Here is a 24,471-nt window from a genome sequence, read left to right on the forward strand (position 1 = left end):
AAAGAGCGGATTGTGACGGATCATACTGAGCACGGTGGTGTGTGCCCGGGTTGTGGCACCGTGTTTGCGCGCGACACACTGGTACGTGGCACGCCCGCCTTTAAAATGATTGGTGGCAAAGTCTTTTTTAAATAATCACAGGTCGCGGGACTTGCTTGCATTGCTATCTAAGGGTAACTAATCCGCCAGCCACTGCCAGTGTCAATTTGCTGGAGTTTTCATAAAAAGGTCGGTGCAGCCGAAACAAATCGCACCACCTCCAGAGTGAGAATGCCTGCCTGGCCTGCTCAAAAGAGGGGGAAGAAACTCGCTGTTACCACAGATAACACCTGTATGCCATGCCCAGACTTTCCCTGAGATCAGAACAAGTGATAATAACACGTAGTTGGTTTTCATTGATGCGATTGTATTACCTTGATCACATACTCGGCTTTTTACTGTGCTGATGACCAGACAGTTTTAGCGTCTGGTTTTGATTGGCAGTTTAGTGGTGTTCCCCTGCTCTCTGTAAGTTGTCATATCTTTAACCGCGTTTATACGGTCAACACGCCAGTTTCACTTTGTTAGACGTATTAGCGGTGTTTAATTTGTACAAAAGGTGACTTTAGTTGACAAAAGGTAACCGTTTGTTTTGTTTGGTTTGTGTTGTTTATTGGTTGTGAGTTTTTGTTCCTTTTTTGTGTGTACAATTAACATAATTACCTTTTATGGAATTTGCACAAAGATGATAAGAGTGGTTTTGTTTCTATGGATGTCCTGCCCTTTATGGGTTATCGCGGCCAACAGCTTGCAAAGTGGGTGTAGTGATGTGTTTTCAATGCAAAGCTTGGAGGCAGTATCACCAGGGTGCGATACGTCACGTCCTGCAACACCGCAATGGGCCTTACATGCCTATATCAGTGGTCAGACTCAGCTGAAGTGGCAGCCTGTTAGCGGCGCTACCTTTTATAGGGTAAACGCGGGGGTATCATACGTTAACTCATCTGCAGCGAACATGACTCTGCCTGGCCATGTTAGCCAGGTTAAAGTAATGGCATGCAGACGCAGTAATTTTGGTGATACTTGCTCTTTGCCAATAACAGCCAAATTTATTGACGATTTGGCTAAGCCTGAATTTGATTTCCCCAGTGCTGAGCATTACACATTTATGCCAGATGATACGCCAGTACTACAGTGGCAAGTACGTGGCGCTTACCAGGTCATTTTGCAACATGGTAGTCAAATTATAGCCGGGTCCTTACCCAGTATTGGAGAGAAAGCACTTTCTGCTGACACAGGTCTGCCCTACACCCTCATCGCCAAAGGGCTCTCTGGCGACACTGCCAAAACAGTTTGGCTGAAGAGTAAAGTACTGCTCACCAGTAATGAGCCAGCGTCCTCCAGTAAGATAGATTTAACGGCGCTAGGCATTAACATTGTGACCAGAACTTTATTGCCCATTGGCAATGAGCAGGTGGTATTTGTTGATGAATCAAACATGCTTCATAAAATTGAAGTGCAAAATGGCGACCCTCGATTGATACAGTCTGAACCTTTGTTAGGTAAGACTGTAAACCGGCCATTATTATTCAGGAACAAGATATATTTTGGCTCAAGCAACATTGATGGCACGGGGGCAGCGTGCGTACTAAATGTCTCAGAGCCAGGCTCGATGGTATGTCACCCAACACAATTTGCAATCATTGCAAGTCCTGTTGCTATCAGTAGCTATCGCCTTGGTGATGACGATACGTATGGGGCATCTCCGGATCGAACTTTGGGCGTCGAGAGCAGCATCGTATATGTGGATTTTAAAGGGAACACCATTGAGTATAGCGAAGGGCTTACCCGTGTGCGTCAACGAGGCCGACTTCCTGGGGTGTTACTTAATCAGCCAATTATTTCAACACCGGCTGTTAACTATCGTGACAGATCTCTGTTTTTTAATCACTTAAGCTCGGTGACGTCAGGCAATAGACTGTTGATTTCCAAAGTCTCACTCGCAAGTAGCAGCAATGGAAATGCTTCTTTACTCACGGCCCCACTCCGGGTGGAGGATGATAAAGTCCTCTTTACCGAGCAACCAAACCGAGCTCTCAAGGGGAGGCTATCTTCCATAGCCAATGCAGAGTCGTCAGTTCCCACTGCGCATATTACGCTTCAGTGGACTAAAGAGCAGGGAGCAGGGCTATGAGTAGTATGATCTTGCGAACTATTGTCCTGTTTTTGTGCGTGTTATCAATGGCTTGGTGTTCACCAGCACTGGCCGATGGTTATAAGAAAAACACCGGCCTGCTTATGCTCTTCCTGGACAAAAAACGGCAGCTTTGTACCGGAGGGGGAATGGCTGTTCAAGAAGGGTACGAAGAGGCTGATTTAACATTTATTGAACAATCTGACTGGGATAAGGTCCAGGCTGACTATTTTCGCTTAACTATGCGTAAACCCGGCACGGATAAGTACACAACGATTCAACATGCTAAGGATAATAATTATCTTTTTAAAGAAAAAGCCCTTGGCACCTACCTTCTCAGAGCCGGTTACGGATATCAAGTCGCCCCCGACGTGGCAAGTGAAGTAGAACCCTGGTTCTACTGTTATTATGTTATTGATGTTGTTAAAAAAACGGTGCCTGAAATCAGTGTTTCAGTACTCCGGGAGGATGACTATGACGGCACTGTTGATTTGGAGTATTCGGTAAAGGATGAGGGAAGTGACGTTAAATCACTGACAGTTTGTGAATTCGAGTCGCCCAGAGAGTGTGACCATTTAAAGACTGAGTCTGATCCAGAAATGAATAAGGTTTATAAGTTGGGGGCGCAGTCTGTTTCAGTTAGTAATAGTAAACGGTTCAGGGTCAGCGCCGTTGATAGCTTCGGCAATGTCGATAGCGAAATAGTAGAAGTCGCGGCCACGGTAGAGCGTGACCAGAACTCTGAAGTATTCGTCAACCTGTATCATTCTGACGGCACTGAACTGGATTACACCGTTTTTCACAAAGACAGCATAACGGTCAATGCGAAAGTGACGATAACGGATCCGGATTCACAAAGTTACAACTGGCCGAAGGCGGCTGAATTGATTACTGGCGGTACCAGCAAGACTTTAGGGGCTGGAAAAATAAAAGTCGGTACTAGCCTTAAACAGTACGATTGCAACTTTCTATCATCCTCTGTTACTTGTGTTTCCACGGGTCTGAAAATACAGGAGAGTAAAACGCTAAAGGCAGAAGCCGGGGGAGGGACTGCCAGCCGTACAATAAAGATTGCTAAACGCCCAGTTATCTCTGGTTTGCGATTAGATAAAGTGTATGCTTTTCAGGGAGAGCAAGTACAGGTTGACTTTCGACTGGCTGATCGGGTATTGAATATCAGTGATCTTAAGGTATGTGTTGTAACCCGAAGTTCACAAACATTAGAGCATTGCCCACAATCAGACCAGACCTTGTCCCCGTCATGTGATAAAAATATCGTCCAGGGCGGTGAAGTGATGACCTGTCGTGCAACCTTTGAGGCACCAGCCAGCAATGCTGCGGGGTATCAGGTTTATGTGTCTCTTTCCGATAGTGATATTACAGATTGGTACGCAACGAGTAAGTTGGATTTCATCGTGGTGCCTTTTGCAGGCATCACGATTAAAACACTGTCAAATAACATCGAACACCCATTTGCACGCAACTCTACTCAGACCATAAAGGTTGGTGTTGGCCGGCTGAGCGCAAGTTCTGCAAGATTACAAAAAATTGCGCTGCTGTTTAATGATACTGAGGTGGCCGCAAAACAACTGAATTGTGAGAGTATCCTGCCACAAGCGAGCGACCGGCAGCAGATGACCGAATTTTCTGTCGACTGGCCAATCGATAGTGCTCTTCCGGAGCAGATTGACCTAAAAGCAAAGGCCTGGGACTGTGCGCCAGAGCCAAATACAGTAACAACGGCAACATCAAAGCCATTTTATATTGCTCCAGTCGTACTGGAAGTGCCTCAGGTTGACAGTGTCAGCTCTGATGGAGGATACGTGAAAGTGAAGCTTAAACGTATTGAGCACGCTGAGTCTTATGAAGTCTTACAGAACGGCAATAACAAAAAGGCTACAATCAGTGCTTCAGAACTTAACCTGGAGGCCAGGTTTGAACCCGGTGCGGGCTACGCATTTACTTACTGTGCAAAGGCGTTTGGTACGGGCAGCGTTGAACCTGTGACTGGTACTGGGGAACATTGCAAGAGCCTCCTTCACAACTATCCTGCGCCGACATTTAAGACTATTTCATCAAATCAGTTTAATGTGTATACATTGTCATGGTCAGACCGCAAAGGAAATGAGACTTTCCACCTCCAACGGAGGAAAAAAGGTGAGTCTCAATGGGGCGAGTGGCGAGAGATCGTATCGCAATCAGCAGTCAGCTTTGCCGTTAACGACTTAGAACAAGGTGTCTATGAATACAAAGTACGCGCGTGTTTTTCTGTCACCGGAGCACAAGAGAGCCTTTGCGCAGAATCCAATCCAAAAGAGATCCGCCATATGCAAGCGGCTCCCAGCTCTGCGCGCGTTGGTTTTAACTGTACTAGCTGCCCTATAACAATCAACGGCTTGTACTTTAGTAAGCAAGCAAAGGTTGAGCTTAAGCCTAACAAAAATGGTGGCGTTTGGCGCTCATTGGATCGGCCAATTATTTCATGTAAAGAAACAAGTTGTGAGATTAAGGCGTCGATCTCAGGTGAACTGCTGCAAAGTTATTATAACGGTAATGAAGGACTAATGGTTCGGATAAGCAATTTTCCTCCCAATTCTTCACAAAACACGCTCACCGTTTCAGTTAATGATAGCGATTTACCTATACCAGCTGTACCCAATGTTACTGTAGAAGACATAGGTGACGGGAAACTGCAGCTAACAGTGGTACCCGGTACTGACGATGTTGATGTGGTTTCTTACAATATTTTTGAAAACGGGGCCGATCAAGCACTCGTGAGTATTAGTCATAATGCAGACTCTTTGACCACCAATATTTCTAAAACACATGATCATCATGGACATGGCTATAGTTACTGCGCTCAGGCTGTGAACAAGTTTGGTAAGGTAAGTTCTATTGGTGAGAAGGAGCAGTGCTCCGACGTCACGCTTTACTATCCTGACCCAGCACCTGGTGTCGTGTTGTTTGAAGACATGAATCGCATTCAACTTAAATCTTATAAACTTAAATTGAAAGTGCCTTCGGATGATCTAAAAGATAAAAAGTATCAGGTTCAGTATTTTGACAGAAGAGCATTTCGTGCCGAATGGCAAGATTTAACGCCTTTAACAGCCTCAACTCAGTTTGAAATATCAGCGCCGCGCTTAGGGGTAATGGATTATCGAGCTCGTACATGTAATAGACATAATATATGTACAGATGGTGCAAATATCACCATTGAGCACCCTAGAGTGATTATTAGCAGTGTTGAAATCAATGGTTCTTGTGGTAGTAGTTGTGTGCGTATTCGGGGTCTGAATTTTTCCAACCCTTCTACCGTATCAATGCAGCACAATGTTACCGCCGTGCCATTTGAACATGGTGAAGACAAGGGTATTCACACGGTTAGGTACATCAGTGATCGTGAACTTCATGTCGATGTGGGTGACGAAGTAATTAAAGCTTATACCAATGGCGGTATTGTTGTTTCAGTTGCCAACGGTATCAAAATCGGCGCTTCACGACCTTATCTTGCTGACAATACACACCAGGATGACAACGATCATAAGTTTATTAGTCCAGTCTATAGTGCATCAGGCGTGCTCTATGCTGCCTATGACAATAAACTGTGTGCACATGATCAATACGGGTTTGCTGAGTGGTGTAGAAGCGCAGGTGCAAAGATCAGTGCGAAAGCGGTTTTATCTTATGACAGTGCGGACCGGGATGTGATTATGGTGGGGGCACATGATAACTTCGTGTATGCCTGGAATCATCAGGGTGAACAAATATGGAAAACTGAAACGCGCGCGCCGATTTCGGCTGAAGGGCTTGTTGTGGGGCGTCCGTTTAATAATGCCGACCTGTTTGTTGGCGCTTTAGATGGTGCGTTATATTCAATGACTGCTGAAACCGGGCAAGTTAATTACCTTTATAAGCTTGGTACCGGCATAGAAGATAAGCCCTTTTTGGTTGGTAATAGTGAAATCTGGGTTAAAACCAAAGACGGTAACATTACCATTATTGATCGTAATGAAGCAGGGCCAGGCGCTCTCAAATGGTCAGACTTACAAAGTTCACCGCTTCTAAATGCCTTTAACTTGGTGCAGGCAGCTGGCTGGGCACCGTCAAGCAGACAGCCACATTTACATACGCTGCTTAGGTTGGGGTATGTGATTCTGGGGCGCGATCTGAGTCGTGAAGAATTGTCTTTTCTTGCCTACGCATTGACGAACAATGTGACCTTAATAGAAATTGCCAATGCGATGCTCGACACCGCTGAGGGGCTTTCCCGGCTCCCGGAATCCAGTTCTGCAGATACGTTTTATCGTTCTGTAAGTGAGTTTTTATATCAGGAAAATCATGATGCTCTTGCGGGCAAATCACGTCAAAAATGGTTGAGTGAGTTAAACACACACTTAACCCGGGCTGAGTTTATTGTCAATGTTGTGAGTGAACTGAACGCAGCAGCTCGCTTTCATCAGGTAACCAGCAGTACTCTTTATTATTACTATGGATTTTGCCACTTACACAATCGTTGTGAAGAGCCTGTTGACAGTGATGGCGATGGGATCAGCGATCAGGCAGAGCGTATTTTAAAGAGTAGTCCGATAGATCCACGTGATGGACTGCTTGAGGCCCCCGCATTGTCTGGCACAGCCATAGGCGGCGATATCGTTTTTAGCATGTCTTACGGGCGCGACATTACAGTGTTTGAGTTGTCGGATTTTGCCAGCAACACTGGACCCATCACCATTAACGCAACGGGCAAAACGGCTGAGCATAGCCTGGTCCGGCGAAATGGTAGTCATACTTTTAATGTACGTGCGTGCTTGGATATTGAACTGAGTGCTGGACAAGTTGAGCGTGCTTGCTCTGCGCCATCAGCAGATGAAACGGTTGTTGTCAATGATAGCCTCCTGGAAGTGCCAGTAAATCCAATCGCTGCGAGTGTAACCAGGGCTGGTTATTCGGTACCTACAACAGAACAGTTACAAGCGCACGAAAGTTATGCCGTGACGCCGGGCAGCTTTAGGGTGAATGAACAGGGAGCGTCCACGTATTCGGTGCCCATTAGTCTGCCAGAAGGGGTGGCGGGTGTTACACCTGAGGTTGCACTGAACTATAACAGTCAGCTGCCAGAAACCATGGTTGCAACAGGCTGGTCGTTGTCTGCGGGGTCTGAAATCAGTCGTTGTCGACAGACACAGGCACAGGATGGCCAGTTTAAAGCAATTAACCCCGCCGATCAGGGCAGTGATCGTTATTGTCTGGATGGTCAGCGCCTGATTTTGACCTCGGGCGAAACGTCGGACCAATATGATGGCGTTGTCGGCTCAACCTATCGAACTGAGATTGATAGCCAGCTCAGAGTAACCATAGAGGAAGGTGTTGAACCCTATACTAAACAGTTTGTTGTACAGGGGAAAGATGGTAGTAAACGGATTTATGGTGGTACTAAAAATAGTCAGGCTGGGGGCAAGGTGAAGCCGTCCCGCTGGTTACTACGTAAAAGCATGGACAGTGTCGCTGCTAACCGCACTTTAGATGGTTCGAACGTAGTGCACTACGAATATATGCACAATACCCAAGAGTCAGATATACCCGGTCAGCTGGAGGTGGTGCTGAGCAAAATTAGCTACAGTAACAACGAAGTGCGCTTTAGTTATCAGGCCGGTCCGGCCAGGCGAAATAGCTACAGCATCGAGGCTGTCTCAGTTGCGAGTGTGGAGCGGGCACAGCTAACGGCAATTGATGTGTATAACCACAACAAATCACAGCTCAGGCACTACGATTTGGGCTTCTCTCAGGCGCAAAACGGCACACGTCAGTTAATGTCAGTCAGAGAGTGTACGGATGATTCTGCACAAACGTGTAAGCGTCCTGTGGCCTTTACTTACAACGACAGCCCGGGAGCTCAACTGTTTGTAAGCTACACCGAAGTTGCTTCGGGCGGTCGCATTGTAGCGACAACTCAGATGGATTTAGACGGTAATGGCTTGCCGTCTACGGTTGTGCTTAAACGCTATCACAATTCAAACGGCAGCCATGCACTTTGCGTGATTGAGTACAGCACAGGAGAGCTATGTCAGGACATAGCAACCGACAATTTATCTGACCATGTGCAAATTCAACCCTTTGACCCGGATGGAGATGGCACCCAGTCATTATTGATCAATACCCGTGCGCATGACTCTGCGCTGGGGTCTGCTGTTTGGCGTGTGTTTGACTACGATAGCTTAAATAGCCAGTGGAGTTACCGCACCATTAACGGAATGAATGGCGCTCGTAAAGTCAGGGCTGCTGACATCAATGGTGACGGGTTTGATGATTTCATTTATCTGAGTCGTTACGGCAGTACCGGTGGTGGCGGCGGTGGTGGCATACAGCCTAATACTGCTGAGCCCAGCGCTATGTCGACGGCACCGCTGCAGCTGTGGGTACGATATAATAACAGTGCTAATCTGTTAATGGCACAATCGCGTGAGGTTGATGTGGCAATGGGTTATCAGTATCCACAGCAATTGGATGCCAACACCCCTTGGTATCTGGCAGATGTGAATTTTGATGGTCTGGCCGATATTGTCACTTCAGCCTGCCCCACCAGCGGCTGTGAGCAACAGGGTAAGTGGGACACCATTTACGTGTTATACAATGAAATAGACGCTTCAACGGGGGCGCAGGGTTTCACTGTGGGTGGTTCGCAACGTGTGAAACACAGTGCATTACAACTAATTGATATTAATCAGGATGGCTTGTCTGATTTTCTCTATAAAAACGAAGACAACAAGTGGACGGTTGCCGTCGTAAGGCCTTCCTTATTCAGTGGACTACGCTTTGATGGAGAGCCTCAGGTTTTGCCAAAACCACAACATGGTTCTATTTCAGGTGATAGCTTTCACGTGTCTCCCATTATAGGTGATGCCGATCAAAATGGCATTTCAGAACTCTATGTCGTGGGGACCGAAATGGACAGGCATCAGAAGTATGCTTTGTATCGCTATGAGTGGCAGCCTGAAAGCCAAACTCTGACGCATAGTAATAGCTCAACAGACATATTCTCGCTGGATTTTGTGCCTCGATTTCAGGCTTACGGATACTTCAGTGATTATGATATGGATGGCGCGGCAGATCTGATCCTCGCTGAACCAGCCCAGATACGGGCTTTTCACCAAAGTACCCGTTCGGCTTTCCCCGGTTTATTGAGTACTGTCACGCAAGGGTTTGGCACGAAAACCAAGGTCCACTATGGCCGGATGACAGATCCAAGCCTGTATAACAAAGGGGAACCAGAAAGGACCCGCGCGCTAGAGCAACAAAGCGGCCAGCGGATCATTGACCTGATTGGCTCGTCTGTGTTGGTTGAGCGGGTGGAAACCGAGGCTGAAGATACCCGCAGAAATGTGAGTGATCACACAATTACTGTGCGTTACAAGTACGCTGGCGCACGTATGCAGTTCGGTGGCCGCGGTATGCTTGGTTTTGAGTCTTTGACTACCAGCACCTATAAAGGGGGGCATACGTTTAAGACGACGACTGAGTACCAACAGGCGTTTCCGTATATTGGCATGCCAGAACGTACGACCAAAACAATGCACAGTAGTAGTGGTAGCTACTTACTCAGCAAAGCCAGGAATCAGTACTCGAAAATATCCACGTCAGCTGCTAACGGTTTGAGGTATTACGCAGTATACAATGGCACTGCGCGAGAGTGCAGTGCTCAGGTTGATGCACAATACAATGGGGATATTAGTTATGGTGTGGCGGGCTATACCTGTATTGAAACAGGCATGGAACAGGATAAGTACGGTAATGTGCTTAATTCGACGATCTCAACCTACAACAGTGCGGATGCTGAAGCTTTTGTTAGCAGCGGCCCTACAAGTAAGTCGGTTCAGAGTAAGCACATAGTCAATCAATATTATTCTGATCTGGCGCTTCAGTTGGGTCGCTTAAAGAGCACAGAAGTGACCACCAGGCGCAATGAAAGCGATCAGGGAAAAATTGTTCGCAATAGCGCATTTACCTATTACACCTCTGGTGAACATATCGGCTTGCTGAAAGAAGAGGTTGTGGCATCTGAGGGCGGATGTGACGCATACCTCAAAACTACCTACAGCTACAACAGTTGGGGCAGTATCATAGGTAAATCGACTGGCGGGAAAAAGTGCCTAAATTCGGACGATGAGCCTCAAACGCGTACAACGACAACGAAATATACCAACGATGGGCGATATATTAAGAGTACGCAAAATAGTCTGTTCACTGTGCAGACGGTACTGAGTCGCAATAAGTTTGGGCAGGTTACGCGCAGTCAGAACCCCGATGACGTGATCACCACCTTTTACTACGACGTGTATGGTCAACAGGTTGGCCAGCATCAGGGGAGTGGATCGCAACAGAGCACGCTGATGCAACACTGTCCGTCGGATGCACCTTTGCAGTGTTTTGTGATGCAGGAAAAGCGAGTGAATGCAGAGCTGTTATCCAGAACCTACCTTGATAAGTATGGCCGGACACTGGCCAGTGAGGGCCTCTCACCTGCCGGAATATGGCTACGTACAACCTCTGAGTATGACAAGTTTGGCCGAGTGGTAGAGGTAAAACCAGCGGGTCTGGAAGCACAGCTGAGCACTTATGATGCCTTTGACCGTATCGTGTACAGTCAGGATACCCAGAGCAATTTGGACACTTTCGTCAGCTTTGATGGCTTGACCACGACCACTTTGGTGAATGGAGATATTGCTGGTGGTAATCAGAGTAAAACAGTGACACGTAATGCGCTCGCAGAGGTGGTGTCGGTAACGGATAACAACGGCCAGACACTGACCTATACGCACAATACAACTGGTCAGCTACTCAACGTGCGCTCTTTGGCAGACGGTGGCAGTGAATTGTTCCTTAATACCTACGATCCAGTCACGGGCCGTAAAACGAAAACGGAGGATAAAGACCGGGGAACCTGGTCCTATACTTACACCCCATTTGGTGAACTGCAAACTCAGACCGATGCCAATGGCGTGGTATCGACCTTTAGTTACGACGAACTCGGCCGCAAAGTCGGGTTGTCGACGAGCAAGGGGGAGACTGCCAGCTGGCACTATAATGATCAGAAACCACACCGCCTTGACCGTGAGGAAAGCGGCAACTGGTCTCGTCACTATGTTTACGACGCGCTGGGTCGGGGGGTTGCCTCAGTCACAGATCTTACTGGTGCCAGTCAATGTGCCGACAAGGTAACTTATTCTTCATCGACCAGTGATATCAGATTCACAGACAGTAGTCTGGCCAACCCGGTTGAATCCGGTTGCGTGATCCAGTTGACCCAGTTCGACCAGTACGGCAGGGTGTGGCAACAGTTTGATGATTACCGCCGCAGCACCTTGGGCCAGTGGGTTGAAGCCCGCGGCCAGCGTCTGGTCTACATCGCGGGACAGGTGACCGAGAGGTACGAAGCCCGGGAGGGCCAGAATGGCAAGCGCTACTATGCATTGGGCCAGCAGGACAGTGCTGGACGCACGACCAGCTATTTCAAGGGTCACTTCAGCATGCAGCTGGGTTACGCACAAAATGGCAGCCTGAAAACACTGGGCACGGGGGGGGCTCATAGCTATATTCAGCAGCATACCTACACCTTTGATGGCATGGGTAATCTGACCAGCCGGCAGCTGACGGGAGATAATGAAGCCACAAAGTTTGCTTATGATAAGTTGAATCGGGTGACTTCGGTGAATGGCTCATTACACTATCAATATGATGACAACGGCGATCTCACTCATAAAGATGGCTGGACACAAGTCTATGGTCAGGATGGAGATCCTTTGCATGCACTCAGTGAGCGCAGTAAAGGCACTCAGACGGAAACCTTTAGCTACGATGCCAATGGCAACGAGACCAGTGCCACTATTTATCTGCATAGCGTACGCACCACGCGTGATATCACCTACAGCGGGCGCAATAAAGCCACCCGCATTAAAGTGGGTAATGCCATCACAGACTTTGCGTATGATGCAAACAATAAGAGGTTTAAGCGCACCGAAGGCAGTAAAACCATCTTTTACGTTGGCAATCTGGAGTTGGTAAAAGATACCAGCCGGCCCGAAGCTGAAAAATATCTTATCCGTCGCAGCATTAATGGTGATGCCGTTCAGAGTTACTATCCGGGAGGTAAGGCATCATTGCAGTGGTTGTTTACCGACCATCAGGGGTCAGTGGTGGCAATCGTAAATGGAGACGGAAAGTTCCTTAAAAGGTACCGTTATGATGTTTTTGGCAAGCAGTCGGAGATAGTCAGAGAGCCAGACAATGTAACGGATAAACTTTATTGGGCAGAAGAAACAGGTTTGTTACTTCATGAGGTGCCGGCCAACATACGAAGCTACACCGGCCACGAACCGGTCTCCTTTGAGGGGGACAACCGCATCATCCATATGAATGGTCGAGTGTACGATGCAGACACCGGCCGGTTTATGCAGGCGGATCCGGTGGTGCAGGCGCCGAGTAACCTTCAGAATTACAATGCGTATTCTTATGTGTTGAATAATCCGCTGAGTTATACGGATCCGAGTGGGTACTTGTTTGAGCAATTACAGCCGTTTAAGAAAATACGCCGAAACGTGATCCGTGGTGCCGTCAAAATATTTGGCGCTGAGATTATCAGCATTGCTGGAAATATCGCCTCCGGATTCTGCGGGCCATTTGCTGCGGCCTGTGCTGCAACCTGGAATTATGAGTTCACCCGAGCTGTGGGCGGGTCTTCGTCGCAAGCATTTAAAGCAGGGTTGACTTCCGCAGCGACTGCATATTTGGGAGGTCAAAACTTTGGCCCTGTAGGCAACTTTGTTGTTCAAGGCTTGGCAGGAGGAGTTGCAGCAGACATTAATGGTGGTAATTTTGGGCATGGTTTCTGGGCTGCTGGATTAAATAGTGCTGTTGGAGGGGGAAGTTATGTAGGCAACCCGTTTGGGAATGTCATTATCTCCGCAGCAGTTGGTGGTACTATTTCAAAAATAACAGGGGGTAAGTTTGCGAATGGCGCTTATAGCGCGGCTTTTGTTGCGGCGCTGACGGCGGATTGGAATTCAGACCAAGGCTTCGATTGGAATGGGGAGTACGAGGTCGGAAGCCCTGAGTGGGATGCAAGAGAGGCTGCAATGGCAGATCTTGAACAGGAGCAAGCACAAACAGAGATCAATGGTATGTTGGATAATGGTGGTAAGGGGCTATATGCAGACAACGTGACGGTTTCACAGTGCCTGGCAACTTGTACCGTAGAGTATTTGGGAATAGAAACGCTGGTAGCGGGAAGCGCAATTTATGGCGGGTTACCACTAAAAAACAAGCGATTTGTAATGAAGGGTTCTTCGCCAAAAACGTCTTACCTATCAGATGCATTAGGAAGAACTTTCCCACAAAAATTACCCAAAAGGGTTTGGGCTCCTACTATGAATAATGTTTTAGCTACGTCAAATAAACTAGGAAGGGTTGGGGCACGCTGGATTCCTGTGTTGGGAACGGGGCTGTTAGTATATGATGGTTATCAAGTTGCACAATGTACAATCTCATGCATGGACAATAATACATATGAGTAAAGATAAATATGAAAAGCAAGTATTGGATTTTGTGTCACTATCATGCTCAATCCCTGTTCAAAAGTTAACAATGTCGAGTACACTACAAGGGAAATTGGGGCTAGATGGAGATGATGCTGATGAGTTTATGAATAGTTTTTTTGAAGAATTTCATATTGATAGGTCTAGCTTCAACTTTGAAAAATACTTTTCAAATGAATCGAGTATCAACCCTTTTTCCCTTTTCTGGAAAAGTAAAAAAAGAAGCATTGAAAAAATCGACTTGTCTATGTTGGCCAACGCTGTAAAGACGAGGAGGTGGTAGGGTGGAAGTGAATCTTAGATGAGAGTCTAACGTGACACCGATTCAAAATCGGCGCTCAGTGAGCGCCTTTTTTCTGTGTAATCACGCCAGCGCGGTGTGCAGCGGAAACACACGCTGGCATACACAACTGGCCAGTGTGGGGTTTCAAGGACATATATGGACGCTCTAGCAAGGTTGAATAGACACGTACCCTAAACAGATATTCTAGGCGATTAAAAAAGGAGCTAGGATTATGACAAATAAAATTACAGAAGAGCTGCAAAAAGCTCTGTGTAAAGAGCTTGGTACTGAGTATTATCCTACTCCTCGTGACTTAAAAGTGGGAATATCATTGAATGTTCGCGATGGCGTTGTACCTATAAATGGCCTTCGTCACTCACCTGAAGGTGATACAACAGGGTGGTACATATATGCAGGTGAGGAATTGCCAGATAGTCCTGATTTTTTCAACCTTTACATGTTGAGCACCTGAGTGATTGGTGCCCAGAGGTTCAAAAGTACTTGGGGCTACCCCCTGGCTGGAGATTCCTAATTGCTGGGGAGTATGAAGATATTTGGTATGATGAAAGCCTACTTGAGAACAACTGAAGGTGACAGCCACTCTACACCGGCGATCCTATCATGATTCAAGATAAATTAATGAAAGTGATGTTTGCTGTTATTTTAGTAAGTATTTTAGGGTGTGACTCTTCAGGAGAAAATAACCCTCCCTCAAATGACAGTGTTAGGAATTTTTATACACAAAATAAAGTACACATTGAAAGCTTCGTTGAGTTCTGTGCTTTGCAAGAAAGAGTGAGGTGGCTTGGAGTGAACGACATCGATTTATCATCCAAATCAGATGCGAATTTAGATGATTTTTCTGTTGCGAATACTAGGTTAGTGATGACTGATTTGGGGATCGAGTCTATGTTTTGTGCAAGGGATTATAGCAAGATTAACGCTCCGCTTGTTTCTGTGACATTACCATTATATAACTCTGGCTTATCAGTGTCGGGGGTAAGTAAAGGAATAAAGTTCATCGTTGTTGAAAGTGCCCGTGTTAAGGAGCAGATCAATAATGGTGAATTAACCCATCTTGGAGATACTGGTTGGTATATTTACTATAGAGAAAGTTAATATTTAAATTTAGCTGAGCAAATCCTAAATCGAAAATATAAAAGACACCCAATCCAAAGCCCCAGGCACCCGCCGGGGCTTATCTGTTTCTGGTCGTATGTCACCGATTTTGTGGTCACATCGGTTTGACTAATGTGGTCGTATCCATCGACCTAGTGGTCCGCAGGGAGTGTGATATACACGTGTATATATCGCTTGATAGGACCAGGTAAGTCAGAGTTGTATGACCACAAAGTCGATTTGTCATGATCAGCTTTATCCGCACATACGACCAGGTTATAAACATTAATGTAACAAGCTTAGATGAGGCTATAAGGTTATTCGGTGGCTGGGTGTTCGAAATTTATTTAGGTGCTCTGTTACTACGTTTAGTTCTGGACAATTGCCTCTATTACTGCGATCAACAAAAATTACAAGGACATATATGGACGCTCCAGCGATGTCAAGCCGAGTAGGCCTGCGAGATAGAGTAGGCAATTACAAGGACACCCACCCAAAATCGTAGACATTCAGTTCGGATTTTTGGGTGGGTGATTGAGATAGACGCTTCGGAATCGGCGTTGGTGGGCCACGCTGATATCCAACACCTACAAGCGCGGCAGCTGGGCGCGGTCGTACCTGTACGATGTCCTGGGACGTCAGGTGGCGTCGGTCACCGATTTAGAAAGTACGCTGAGCTGTAAAGATCAAGTCAGCTACGAGCCTGCTACTAAAGATGTGCGGATAACAGACGCACTGGCCTCAATCCATGACGCTAAATGTGTGGTGCAGCTGACCACCTTTGATGAGTATGGCCGGGTGTTCCAGCAGTTTGATGATTACCGGCGCACCCGCGAGCGTGGCCGCTTTGTAGAGGCACGTGGCCAGCGCTTGTATTACCGCGCAGGACAGGTATATCAGAAGCAGGAAGCACGCGAAGGCAATGCCGGACAAATCTACTATGTTGCAGAGTCTGAAGACAGTGCGGGACGCATTACCGGCTATAAAAAAGGCCACTTCAGCATGGTGGTGGGCTATGACAAGCGTGGCAACCTCAATGCGCTGGGCATCAATGACGCCAGTACTTACAGCTATATTCAGCAGCACAGTTACACCTTTGATGCGCTGGGGAACCTGACCAGCCGTGCCCTGACTGGTGAAACAACCCCGACCACTTTTGGGTACGATGTACTGAATCGGGTTACCAAAGTGAATGGCGAGGAGCGTTATGGCTATGATGCCAATGGCAACCTCACCCGCAAAGACGGCTGGACGCAAAAGTATGACAAGGCAGGTGAACCCTTACATGCCCTCTATGAGCGGGTTAAAGGGTCGCAGCGTGAAACTTTCAGCTATGTTGCCAACGGCAACCAGCTGTCTGCAACGGTGCACCTGAACGGCATTACGCACACACGCACGCTGGATTACAACGCCCGCAATAAGGTCACACAAATCAGCCAAAATGGCGAGGTGATAAACTTTGCGTATGATGCCAATAACCGCCGTTATAAGCGCACCGAGGGCAGTAAAACCATTTACTACGTGGGCGCGCTGGAGATAGTGGCCGAGGGCACAGGTGGCGGTGAATTTGCGAACCAGACGTACATACGCCGCAGCATTAACGGCGATGCGGTGCAAACCTACCACCCCAATGGCCAGGCCAGCCTGCAATGGCTGTTCACCGACCATCAGGGCTCAGTGGTGGCGATCACCGACTACGCCGGTAAATTCCTAAAGCGCTTTAAATACAATGTGTTTGGTAAGCAAAGCGAGATAGTCAGACCGCCCAGCAGCGACGCCAGCTACACCGACTGGTCCACCGCCACCCTGGGGATATTCACCCGGGTACCGGCAAACAACCACAGCTACACCGGCCATGAGCCCATCACACTCGGCGGCGACAACCGCATCATTCATATGAATGGTCGGATTTACGATGCAGATACGGGTCGATTTATGCAGGCAGATCCGGTGGTGCAGGCGCCGAGTAATTTGCAGAATTACAATGCTTATTCTTATGTGCTGAATAATCCGCTGAGTTATACGGATCCTAGTGGGTATTTTTTCGATAAATTAACCAAAGTAATAGGGTTTGCTACCAACGGACTGATCGGGGCAATCGTTGCACACCATACACAACGTTTTATTGCGAACAGTAGCACTTTGTCGACGCTGTATGTAGCAAGTGCCTCTATCGCATCAAGTGCTATATGCGGACCATGCAGTATAGTAGCGACAGCTTATGTATCAGCGCAAAATACCTATTATCGAACGGGGGATTTTGGAGCGGCAATCAAAGCTGGTGCAGTTTCAGGTGTTTCTGCTGCTGCGTTTTATGCTGTGGGGAGTGCGTTTGAAGGGGTCAATACTGCATTTGGAAGTGCTGGCTATTTTGGCAAGGTTGCGGCACATGGTCTGGTAGGTGGTACCATGTCTGTGATACAAGGAGGTAAGTTTGGTCATGGCTTTGCCGCGGCAGGATTTACACAGGCGCTCGCCCCTGCGATCGGCCGCATTCAACCGGGTGTTAAACATAGTCCATTAAGAATAGCTGCTGCGGCCATAGTTGGTGGTACTGCTTCGAAAATCAGTGGTGGAAAGTTTGCTAATGGTGCTGTGACTGCGGCATTTTCGAGGGGGTTGAATGATGAGTTGCATTTTGAAAGGCAGTCTTCACAACAAGGTAGTGCTCTGGGCGAGGTTCCTGGTTATGATGAATCGGGGAGTAATAGTTGGAGAGCAAGCAATGATCAAGCTTTTATAGATGCTACTGCTTCATATAATCACCAATACGGCTATTCTCCAGGTGACGCAGAATATGTAACTCCAAGAATGATGAAAGCTTGGGCTATGGTTGAATCTGGTGGAGACAGGGAAGCATTTTTATCCGATCCTTTACAGGTAAACAACCCTGGAGACTGGGTTGCAAGGAAAGCGGATCTTGGGTTGACTCTTGGCCAAAATATGGATCCACAAACAAGTGCTTTTGCTGCGCTTGAATGGTTGAGGTATAAAGGGTTTGTACATAATGCTGTGGGGCAAAAAGTTTTCTATAGAGGACATTCTGAAGCTTTAAGAAGATACAACGGAAATACGAGTACGGCCTACAGGCAGACAGGAGGTAGAGAAATGCGTGACTGGTATGCCGATAGGGTAATAAATTTACAAACAGGAATGTAAAATGGCAGAAAAGGTAATTAAAATTAGTTTGTTGGCTCTTCTAACGGTATGTTTATTGTATTTTGGTGAGTCTAGGGCTGACTGTAATGAAAATACAAAGGTAACATCACAAAAATTAAGCTCACAGGCTTTTTCTGGAATTCTTGATGGTCGAGAAAAAATAGAGCTGATAGGTGGGGTCTCACATCTTGATTTCAATTATTGCATATATTTCTATGCTAGGGAATTTGGCAATCGCCGTCTTGCAAAAAGGCTCGTCATTCTAGATGGTAATGACGGGAGGTATGTAGGAATGTTTGACGTGAATGACAAGCCAAAGGGTATTGTTGGAAATAGTATAATTTTCGATTATCACGATGACTTAGGAAATAAAATAGTAGTTGGTCCCTCTGGATTTCCTAAAAATACTTATCTGGATGGTGAGCCAAAAGAGCTGTTTAAGTAAAGAGAGTAAGAAACGTAAGGTGATATCCATTCCAACAAGGCGCTCAGTGAGCGCCTTTTTTCTGTGCAATCACGCCAGCGCGGTGTGCAGTGGAAATCAGCGCTGGCATGCACAACTGACCAGCAGAGGGTGCATTTGCGGCCAGTCCCACCAGGTGGTGGCACTGTACAAACTGAGTAATCATGCTGATTTGAACTGATCTCTGCTACTGGATTCACTGAGTCCTGGTCGAGTCAGGGAAGGTAGTCAGACATGCGGTTGAGGATTTTTTCGAGATATGGGGTTGTAAATAGTTACAAGGACACCCACCCAAAATCATAGACATTCAGTTCGGATTTCTGGGTGGGTGATGGAGATGGACGCTTCGAAATCGGCGTTGGTGGGCCACGCTGATATCCTACACCGACAACCCCTGGCGTCTGGATAGCGAGCAGCGCGGCAGCTGGGCGCGGTCGTCCCTGTACGATGCTCTGGGGCGTCAGGTGGCATCGGTCACCGATTTAGAAAGTACGCTGAGCTGTAAAGGTCGAGTCAGCTACGATCCATCCAACAAAGATGTGCGGTGTATTCAGGAGTACCTCGGGCATGCTGATATTTCAACAACTCAGGTCTATCTGAGCGTTACTCAGGTGTAATTAAGGGAAACGCTGAGCCGATGCCACCCGGCGGCCAGGTCGCAGGTAATGGCAGACAGTAAGCTACATGACTATATCAGGGAAGATGTGTAGTTGAGACCGTGAGGTTTATAGACATTAACAGGAATTTATATCTCAATTTGTGATATTTTTGAGACATATCTTTTGTCCTTATAATATACTTATCTCAAAATCCAGGTATTTTGAGATAAGTATATGATTAAGCATCCACCGCAATTGACTCACACTGATCCACTGACCTGGATCACTGAGCATGCTCCTAAAGAGCTCTCCCGTTATTTTGATCACGCCTCCGTGGTTGATGACAAGGGGCGCTATCTGCACTATGACGAATTACGGTTTCGTCTGCCAAAAGGGCTGGAACTGGACATTGCCTGGAGCCTTATCAAGAAAGCCAGAAGTAAACAGCTGAGCCCCGTACTGCCATTGGATGAACCCGAGCGTCAGGCCCGCTTCTATCTGACACCGACCATGCAGAAGGCAATCTCAGAAGCTGACAGGCATGCAACCAGCGCCTCACTCGAGTACATGTGCAGTAAGGTAGGCGAAGAAAAACACTTTGAATATCTGCTTAATGACCTGATCGAAGACGAAGCCATTAGTAGCAGCCAACTGGAAGGGGCTGCAACCACAACAAAAGTGGCGAAAGATCTGCTCAAGCGAGCAAGAAAGCCAAGGACGCCAGACGAGAAAATGATCATTGGCAATTTTAAAATGATGCAATTTGCCTGGCAAAACCGCCACAAACGGTTGTCCATTGACCTTATTCAGTCCATGCACCAAATCGGTGTGGAGTCGATAGACGATGAAAAATACCACCCCGGCGCGTTCAGGCAGACAGATGATGTTGAAGTGGCTGATGCTGAGGGCAACACGGTACACACCCCACCGCCAGCCAACCGAATTCACGAGCGGCTGGAGCAGTTTATTGCCTGGGTAAATCAGGACCATCAGGATGTCGAAAGCAGTCACTACCTGCACCCGCTTATTAAAGCAATCGTTATGCACTTTGTGATTGGCTTTGAGCACCCATTCCGGGATGGAAATGGCCGTGTAGCGCGCTCATTATTTTACTGGTACATGTTCAAAAATGACTATGCGGCATTCAGGTATATAGCCATCAGCGTGCTACTTAAAGCAGCCCCTATCCAATATGGAAAAAGCTACTTATACACTGAAACGGATGACCTGGATCTAACCTACTTCATTGACTACCAGTGCAAAATTGTAGGTCGTGCGATTGGCGAATTTAAGCATGCCTATGAGAATAACCTGAGAGAGTCTGAAGCGTTCACCCGCTGGCTATGGGACTCGGGCCTGTTCAGTAAGCTCAGTGACAAACAAAAAACGCTGTTTATGGTGGCAAAAAGCGGTAAGACCAAGCAGTTTACAGCGGTTAATGTGAAAGAAAACCTGGGCTGCTCATACAATACCGCACGAGATGCCTTAAACGGCCTGGTTGAGCTGAACTTATTTGAAAAAGAAAAAGCAGGCAAGGAGTGGGTATTCACGATGCGCAGCAAAACAGCAATTATTGAGAGCTGGGGGTAAAGCAGTAAACAAGAATGGCCAAATATAGCTACGGGCCATTTTTACCTACAAGGTGGCGAGTTTAGCCAAAGTTTTGGCCTGACGAAGTTTGATAAGGTTGGTTTCAGATCTGACGATTTGCCTGCCTTCACTGGTACTCAGATCTAAATCGGACTTCACCTTGATAGCTGGCCTGTGTACCAGTTTAACACCGTAATCTTTCATGTTACACCTCTAGAATAGCCAGCTTTCCTGACTTGAATACAAGCAATAAGTTTGTATACGCTTTTAGGAAAGCATGGTGAGCTATGGGTAGATATGATAGCGCATTGAGGATTTCAGGCACCAAAATAATCATAGAACAAATAAAGAGAGCTGATTGAGAGGGATCCAAGATCACATTCGCCCATATGAATGGTCGGATCTACGATGCAGACGCCGAGTAACATCCAGAGTTACAACGCGTACAGCTATGTACTGAACAACCCGCTTAGCCGGATTGATCCGAGTGGTTATATTTCACTGAACCCGTTTAAGAAAATAACCAGAAATCTAATCCGTGGTGCCGTCAAAATATTTGGTGCAGAGCTGACCAGTATTGCTGGGAATGTAGCCTCTATATTCTGTGGTCCAGCTGTAGCTGCGTGCGCAGGTGCCTGGAACTACGAATTTACCCGGGCAATGGGAGGATCTTCATCACAGGCGTTTAAGGCTGGAGCAATCGCTGCTGTTACTGCTCAGGCATTCAGGCCGATTGGTGAGCACTTTAGTGCGATGTCTTCTGATAACCTGCTGGCTGCAAAACATGGTATTGGTAATGTGACTTACGATTTTGGTGGGTTGTCGTTAACTCGTGGTCAGATCGCTGCTCAGATTGCTTCACATGCTATCGTAGAGGGAATATCAGCTTCTGTAAGTGGTGGCAAGTTTGGTCATGGGTTTCTCAGCGCCGGTATAACCAAGGGAGCCGGTGGTGCGTTCCTGCCAGGCGGCGCTGGCCTGAGTGCTATCCAGATAGCAAAAGGTACGGTAGTCTCGTCGATTATTGGTGGTACAGTCTCAGCAATTACTGGCGGTAAGTTTGCCAATGGTGCTCGTACTGGGGCCATGCAATATTTGTTGAATCAGGTTAGTGAAAGCTGGAAGCAACGCTTTAATGGACTAAGCCCTGAAAGCAAAAAGTCTGAAATTGTTGAGCTTACAAGAAAGCTGGCTGGGACAGCTTCCAATAACATTGATATGTCTGGAGCGGTTTCCACTAAATTACCTACCTGGCTGTATAAAATGGTGCGAGGGTATAAAATTCACAGTGAGTTCTCAAACTTAATTGACTCAACGGATATCGATGATTATAGAGGAGAAGGACCAAATTATTTACTTGGTTTTGAAACCCCGTGGGGAACTTTGAACTCTAGTCGACCGGATGCAACTTGGGGGCCAGAAGCGGAGCCACATTTAGCATTTGAGCTAAAAACGGGCCTTGTTGATCAAATCCAGATAGCTTAGGCAACACTGCGATTTCAGCTGTTTCCCTGATATTCAGGCATACCTAGCCCAGCCATTCTATTGAGCACTTTCACTTTGATCATCGCTTCAGTGTGCTGCTGATTGAATCCACGACTGACCAGCTTGTCACCCATAAGCTGTTTATATCGGTACATTGCTGTTTCCGCCAGTGAGCGTTGATGGTAGTTCACACACTTTTTCCACTCACTGCTACCTATATGCTTTGTTAAAATGACCGCGCTGTTACGAGCATGTCCATCCTCCCACAACTGCGCGTTACACCTTGGAGGGATCACTGCGTCGGCCTTTTTGGCTGCCACTTCAGCATAACACCCTCGGGTATCATAAGCGCCATCCGCTTTGACCGAGCTGATCTTCCTGCGCAATGGTCTGAGCAAGTCGCCCAGAACTTCTGAATCAGCTACGGTGATTGTAGACAATTCAGCGCCTACGATTTGGTGTGTATTTGCATCAACGGCTAGATGCAGCTTTCGCCATGTCCGGCGTTTGTTTGCGTCGTGTTTTCTTGCGCGCCACTCGCCGTTTCCGTATACCTTCAAACCTGTACTATCAACCACGATATCAATGCCTCCGGAAGTACTGGTATTTGGTCTGTAATGAACAGCCAGCTCTGCACTTCGCTTGCACAAACAACTATAAGTTGGCGTATCCAAATCAAGCTTCATCATTGATATCAGAGAAGAAACAAAACCCTGCACAGCTCGAAGAGACAAGCGAAATACAGCCCGCAGAGTCAGGCAAGTCTCAATCGCCAGCTCAGAGAAATGATTAGCTCGCCCTTTGCCGCCGTGATGTTGCGTGTTGTTCCACTGCGCAATTGCATCCTCAGAAAACCACAGCTGGATGTTGCCTCTGGCGATAAGAGCTTTATTGTAATCACGCCAGTTAGTGATACGCTTTTCTTTCAAAGTTCAGTCTCGGTGTTTGCTTTTGAGATCTGATCACACAAGGCAAGATTAGTTCAATGATTTAGGAAACAAAGCCCTAAAAACGGGTTTACCAATACTCTACCCATATCAAAAGCTACAATATCAGAGAAACTTGCCCAGCTCCACTGAGTTGGTGTTGATTATGCCTGCGACAGGTGATTAGGAATGAAAAAGAAAATTATTACACAATTGACGAAGAACACAGATATATTTTCGGCAAGTTTTAAGAAAGACAAAACTTGGATGTTAGTATTCGACCCATCAACTAAAAATGTGAGAAGTGGGGTTGGATTTAGTGAGTACTCGTCAGGTACAAAGTTTTTTTATTGGGTTTTTCCTAATGTTTGCTTTCCGTTTATTTTCCCTTACTCTCTACTGGGGAATGTAGATGTTTCAGACACAGATAGGGCTCACTTTTTGGGTAAAGGATCTAGTCCGTCAGAGAGCGAATTGATTGACTTCATTTTGGATAAGTGCAAGCTGGTTAGGGAAAGCTTAGCTTTGGATTACACAAGTTTGGTCGAGTTTTTATCTGCCAACTATGATAGATTATCCAGTTTCGAAAAAGCTGATTATATTCTCATCAGGTTTTATATTGAAAGGGAATTCATGTTAGTAAATGAAGCTGAAAAATTAGTTCCAAAGCTTAATCCACACAACCCTAAAACAATTAAATTTAGAGATTTTATTCAGCTGCTAAAGTCTCAGGAAGAATCCAAGATTATTAAAGAAATAGAGTTGTTTAAGAAGGAGAATGAAAAGGTTTGGCAAGCTCATTTTGTCGAAAACTAATAGTTGTTGCTAGCTAAGTGTTAAACACGAGGCCCTAATGTATTAAGCTACTAGGGGTTCTCTGTTTGATCCAAAGAAAATATAAAAGACATATATGGACGCTCCAGCGATGTCAAGCCGAGAAGGCCTGCGAGATAGCGGGTAGTGTTCAATTTTCTGTGTCATTTCGATAAGTTAAGATATAAAAAGAGAAATGACCCATGACTACACAAAAATTTGATTTAGATTCTGTATTGAAAGCGCTCCAGGACGGCAAAAACCTCACTG

13 protein-coding genes are annotated in these 24,471 nt (G+C 46.6%); 11 read left to right on the forward strand and 2 right to left on the reverse strand.

From position 1 onward, the window contains the following. The first annotated feature begins 817 nt into the window (after window positions 1–817). The 9 genes from MHN33_RS23360 (at window position 818) to MHN33_RS23400 (ending at window position 20,977) form a co-directional block, all read left to right on the forward strand. Entirely contained in the window at window positions 818–2,173 is a 1,356-nt protein-coding gene (locus MHN33_RS23360; protein ID WP_239401831.1) for a hypothetical protein, read from the forward strand. After that, a complete protein-coding gene (locus MHN33_RS23365) occupies window positions 2,170–13,743 on the forward strand; it encodes an RHS repeat-associated core domain-containing protein (RefSeq protein ID WP_239401833.1) in 11,574 nt (3,857 codons plus the stop codon). The genes MHN33_RS23360 and MHN33_RS23365 overlap by 4 nt, the downstream gene beginning before the upstream one ends. Further along, a complete protein-coding gene (locus tag MHN33_RS23370; RefSeq protein WP_239401835.1) occupies window positions 13,736–14,047 on the forward strand; it encodes a DUF1493 family protein in 312 nt (103 codons plus the stop codon). Before MHN33_RS23365 ends, MHN33_RS23370 begins: the two co-directional genes overlap by 8 nt. Window positions 14,048–14,279: 232 nt before the next feature. Beyond that, window positions 14,280–14,519 (forward strand): hypothetical protein, encoded by a 240-nt coding sequence (locus MHN33_RS23375; protein ID WP_239401837.1) that lies wholly within the window; start codon window positions 14,280–14,282, stop codon window positions 14,517–14,519. A gap of 149 nt (window positions 14,520–14,668) precedes the next feature. Further along, window positions 14,669–15,166 carry a hypothetical protein gene (locus MHN33_RS23380; protein ID WP_239401839.1) on the forward strand — a complete coding sequence of 166 codons (498 nt, stop codon included), beginning with the start codon at window positions 14,669–14,671 and terminating at the stop codon, window positions 15,164–15,166. Window positions 15,167–15,808: 642 nt separating this feature from the next. After that, window positions 15,809–18,325 carry an RHS repeat-associated core domain-containing protein gene (locus MHN33_RS23385; RefSeq protein WP_239401841.1) on the forward strand — a complete coding sequence of 839 codons (2,517 nt, stop codon included), beginning with the start codon at window positions 15,809–15,811 and terminating at the stop codon, window positions 18,323–18,325. Window position 18,326: 1 nt separating this feature from the next. Beyond that, window positions 18,327–18,770, forward strand: coding sequence for a hypothetical protein (locus MHN33_RS23390; RefSeq protein ID WP_239401843.1), 444 nt, complete (start codon window positions 18,327–18,329; stop codon window positions 18,768–18,770). Window positions 18,771–19,252: 482 nt separating this feature from the next. Continuing rightward, the gene (locus MHN33_RS23395; protein WP_239401845.1) at window positions 19,253–19,405 is read left to right on the forward strand and encodes a hypothetical protein; all 153 of its coding nucleotides are present in this window, start codon (window positions 19,253–19,255) and stop codon (window positions 19,403–19,405) included. Window positions 19,406–19,621: 216 nt separating this feature from the next. After that, window positions 19,622–20,977 carry a Fic family protein gene (locus MHN33_RS23400; protein ID WP_010387415.1) on the forward strand — a complete coding sequence of 452 codons (1,356 nt, stop codon included), beginning with the start codon at window positions 19,622–19,624 and terminating at the stop codon, window positions 20,975–20,977. A gap of 45 nt (window positions 20,978–21,022) precedes the next feature. On the opposite strand, the gene MHN33_RS23405 is transcribed toward MHN33_RS23400, so the two are convergent. Further along, a complete protein-coding gene (locus tag MHN33_RS23405; protein ID WP_239401847.1) occupies window positions 21,023–21,181 on the reverse strand; it encodes an acetyltransferase in 159 nt (52 codons plus the stop codon). A gap of 204 nt (window positions 21,182–21,385) precedes the next feature. Between MHN33_RS23405 and MHN33_RS23410 the strand changes: the two genes are divergently transcribed. Beyond that, the gene (locus MHN33_RS23410; RefSeq protein WP_239401849.1) at window positions 21,386–22,462 is read left to right on the forward strand and encodes a hypothetical protein; all 1,077 of its coding nucleotides are present in this window, start codon (window positions 21,386–21,388) and stop codon (window positions 22,460–22,462) included. Window positions 22,463–22,476: 14 nt separating this feature from the next. Here the strand turns inward: MHN33_RS23410 and MHN33_RS23415 are convergent, their stop codons facing one another. After that, window positions 22,477–23,391: an IS5 family transposase gene (locus MHN33_RS23415; protein WP_239401851.1), complete on the reverse strand. Its 915-nt coding sequence runs from the start codon at window positions 23,389–23,391 to the stop codon at window positions 22,477–22,479. Window positions 23,392–23,577: 186 nt separating this feature from the next. On the opposite strand from MHN33_RS23415, the gene MHN33_RS23420 reads away from it, so the two are divergent. Further along, the gene (locus tag MHN33_RS23420) at window positions 23,578–24,204 is read left to right on the forward strand and encodes a hypothetical protein (protein WP_239401853.1); all 627 of its coding nucleotides are present in this window, start codon (window positions 23,578–23,580) and stop codon (window positions 24,202–24,204) included. The last annotated feature ends 267 nt before the right edge of the window (window positions 24,205–24,471 follow it).

The sequence above is a fragment of the Pseudoalteromonas sp. OOF1S-7 genome, from assembly GCF_022347765.1.
GTDB lineage: Bacteria > Pseudomonadota > Gammaproteobacteria > Enterobacterales > Alteromonadaceae > Pseudoalteromonas.

What these genes read in the sequence shown, in the direction of transcription:
- MHN33_RS23360 (WP_239401831.1), top strand. Translation starts at nt 818, where the DNA reads ATGCAAAGCTTGGAGGCAGTATCACCAGGGTGCGATACGTCACGTCCT.
- MHN33_RS23365 (WP_239401833.1), top strand. Translation starts at nt 2,170, where the DNA reads ATGAGTAGTATGATCTTGCGAACTATTGTCCTGTTTTTGTGCGTGTTA.
- MHN33_RS23370 (WP_239401835.1), top strand. Translation starts at nt 13,736, where the DNA reads ATGAGTAAAGATAAATATGAAAAGCAAGTATTGGATTTTGTGTCACTA.
- MHN33_RS23375 (WP_239401837.1), top strand. Translation starts at nt 14,280, where the DNA reads ATGACAAATAAAATTACAGAAGAGCTGCAAAAAGCTCTGTGTAAAGAG.
- MHN33_RS23380 (WP_239401839.1), top strand. Translation starts at nt 14,669, where the DNA reads ATGATTCAAGATAAATTAATGAAAGTGATGTTTGCTGTTATTTTAGTA.
- MHN33_RS23390 (WP_239401843.1), top strand. Translation starts at nt 18,327, where the DNA reads ATGGCAGAAAAGGTAATTAAAATTAGTTTGTTGGCTCTTCTAACGGTA.
- MHN33_RS23400 (WP_010387415.1), top strand. Translation starts at nt 19,622, where the DNA reads ATGATTAAGCATCCACCGCAATTGACTCACACTGATCCACTGACCTGG.
- MHN33_RS23405 (WP_239401847.1), bottom strand. Translation starts at nt 21,181, where the DNA reads ATGAAAGATTACGGTGTTAAACTGGTACACAGGCCAGCTATCAAGGTG.
- MHN33_RS23410 (WP_239401849.1), top strand. Translation starts at nt 21,386, where the DNA reads ATGCAGACGCCGAGTAACATCCAGAGTTACAACGCGTACAGCTATGTA.
- MHN33_RS23420 (WP_239401853.1), top strand. Translation starts at nt 23,578, where the DNA reads ATGAAAAAGAAAATTATTACACAATTGACGAAGAACACAGATATATTT.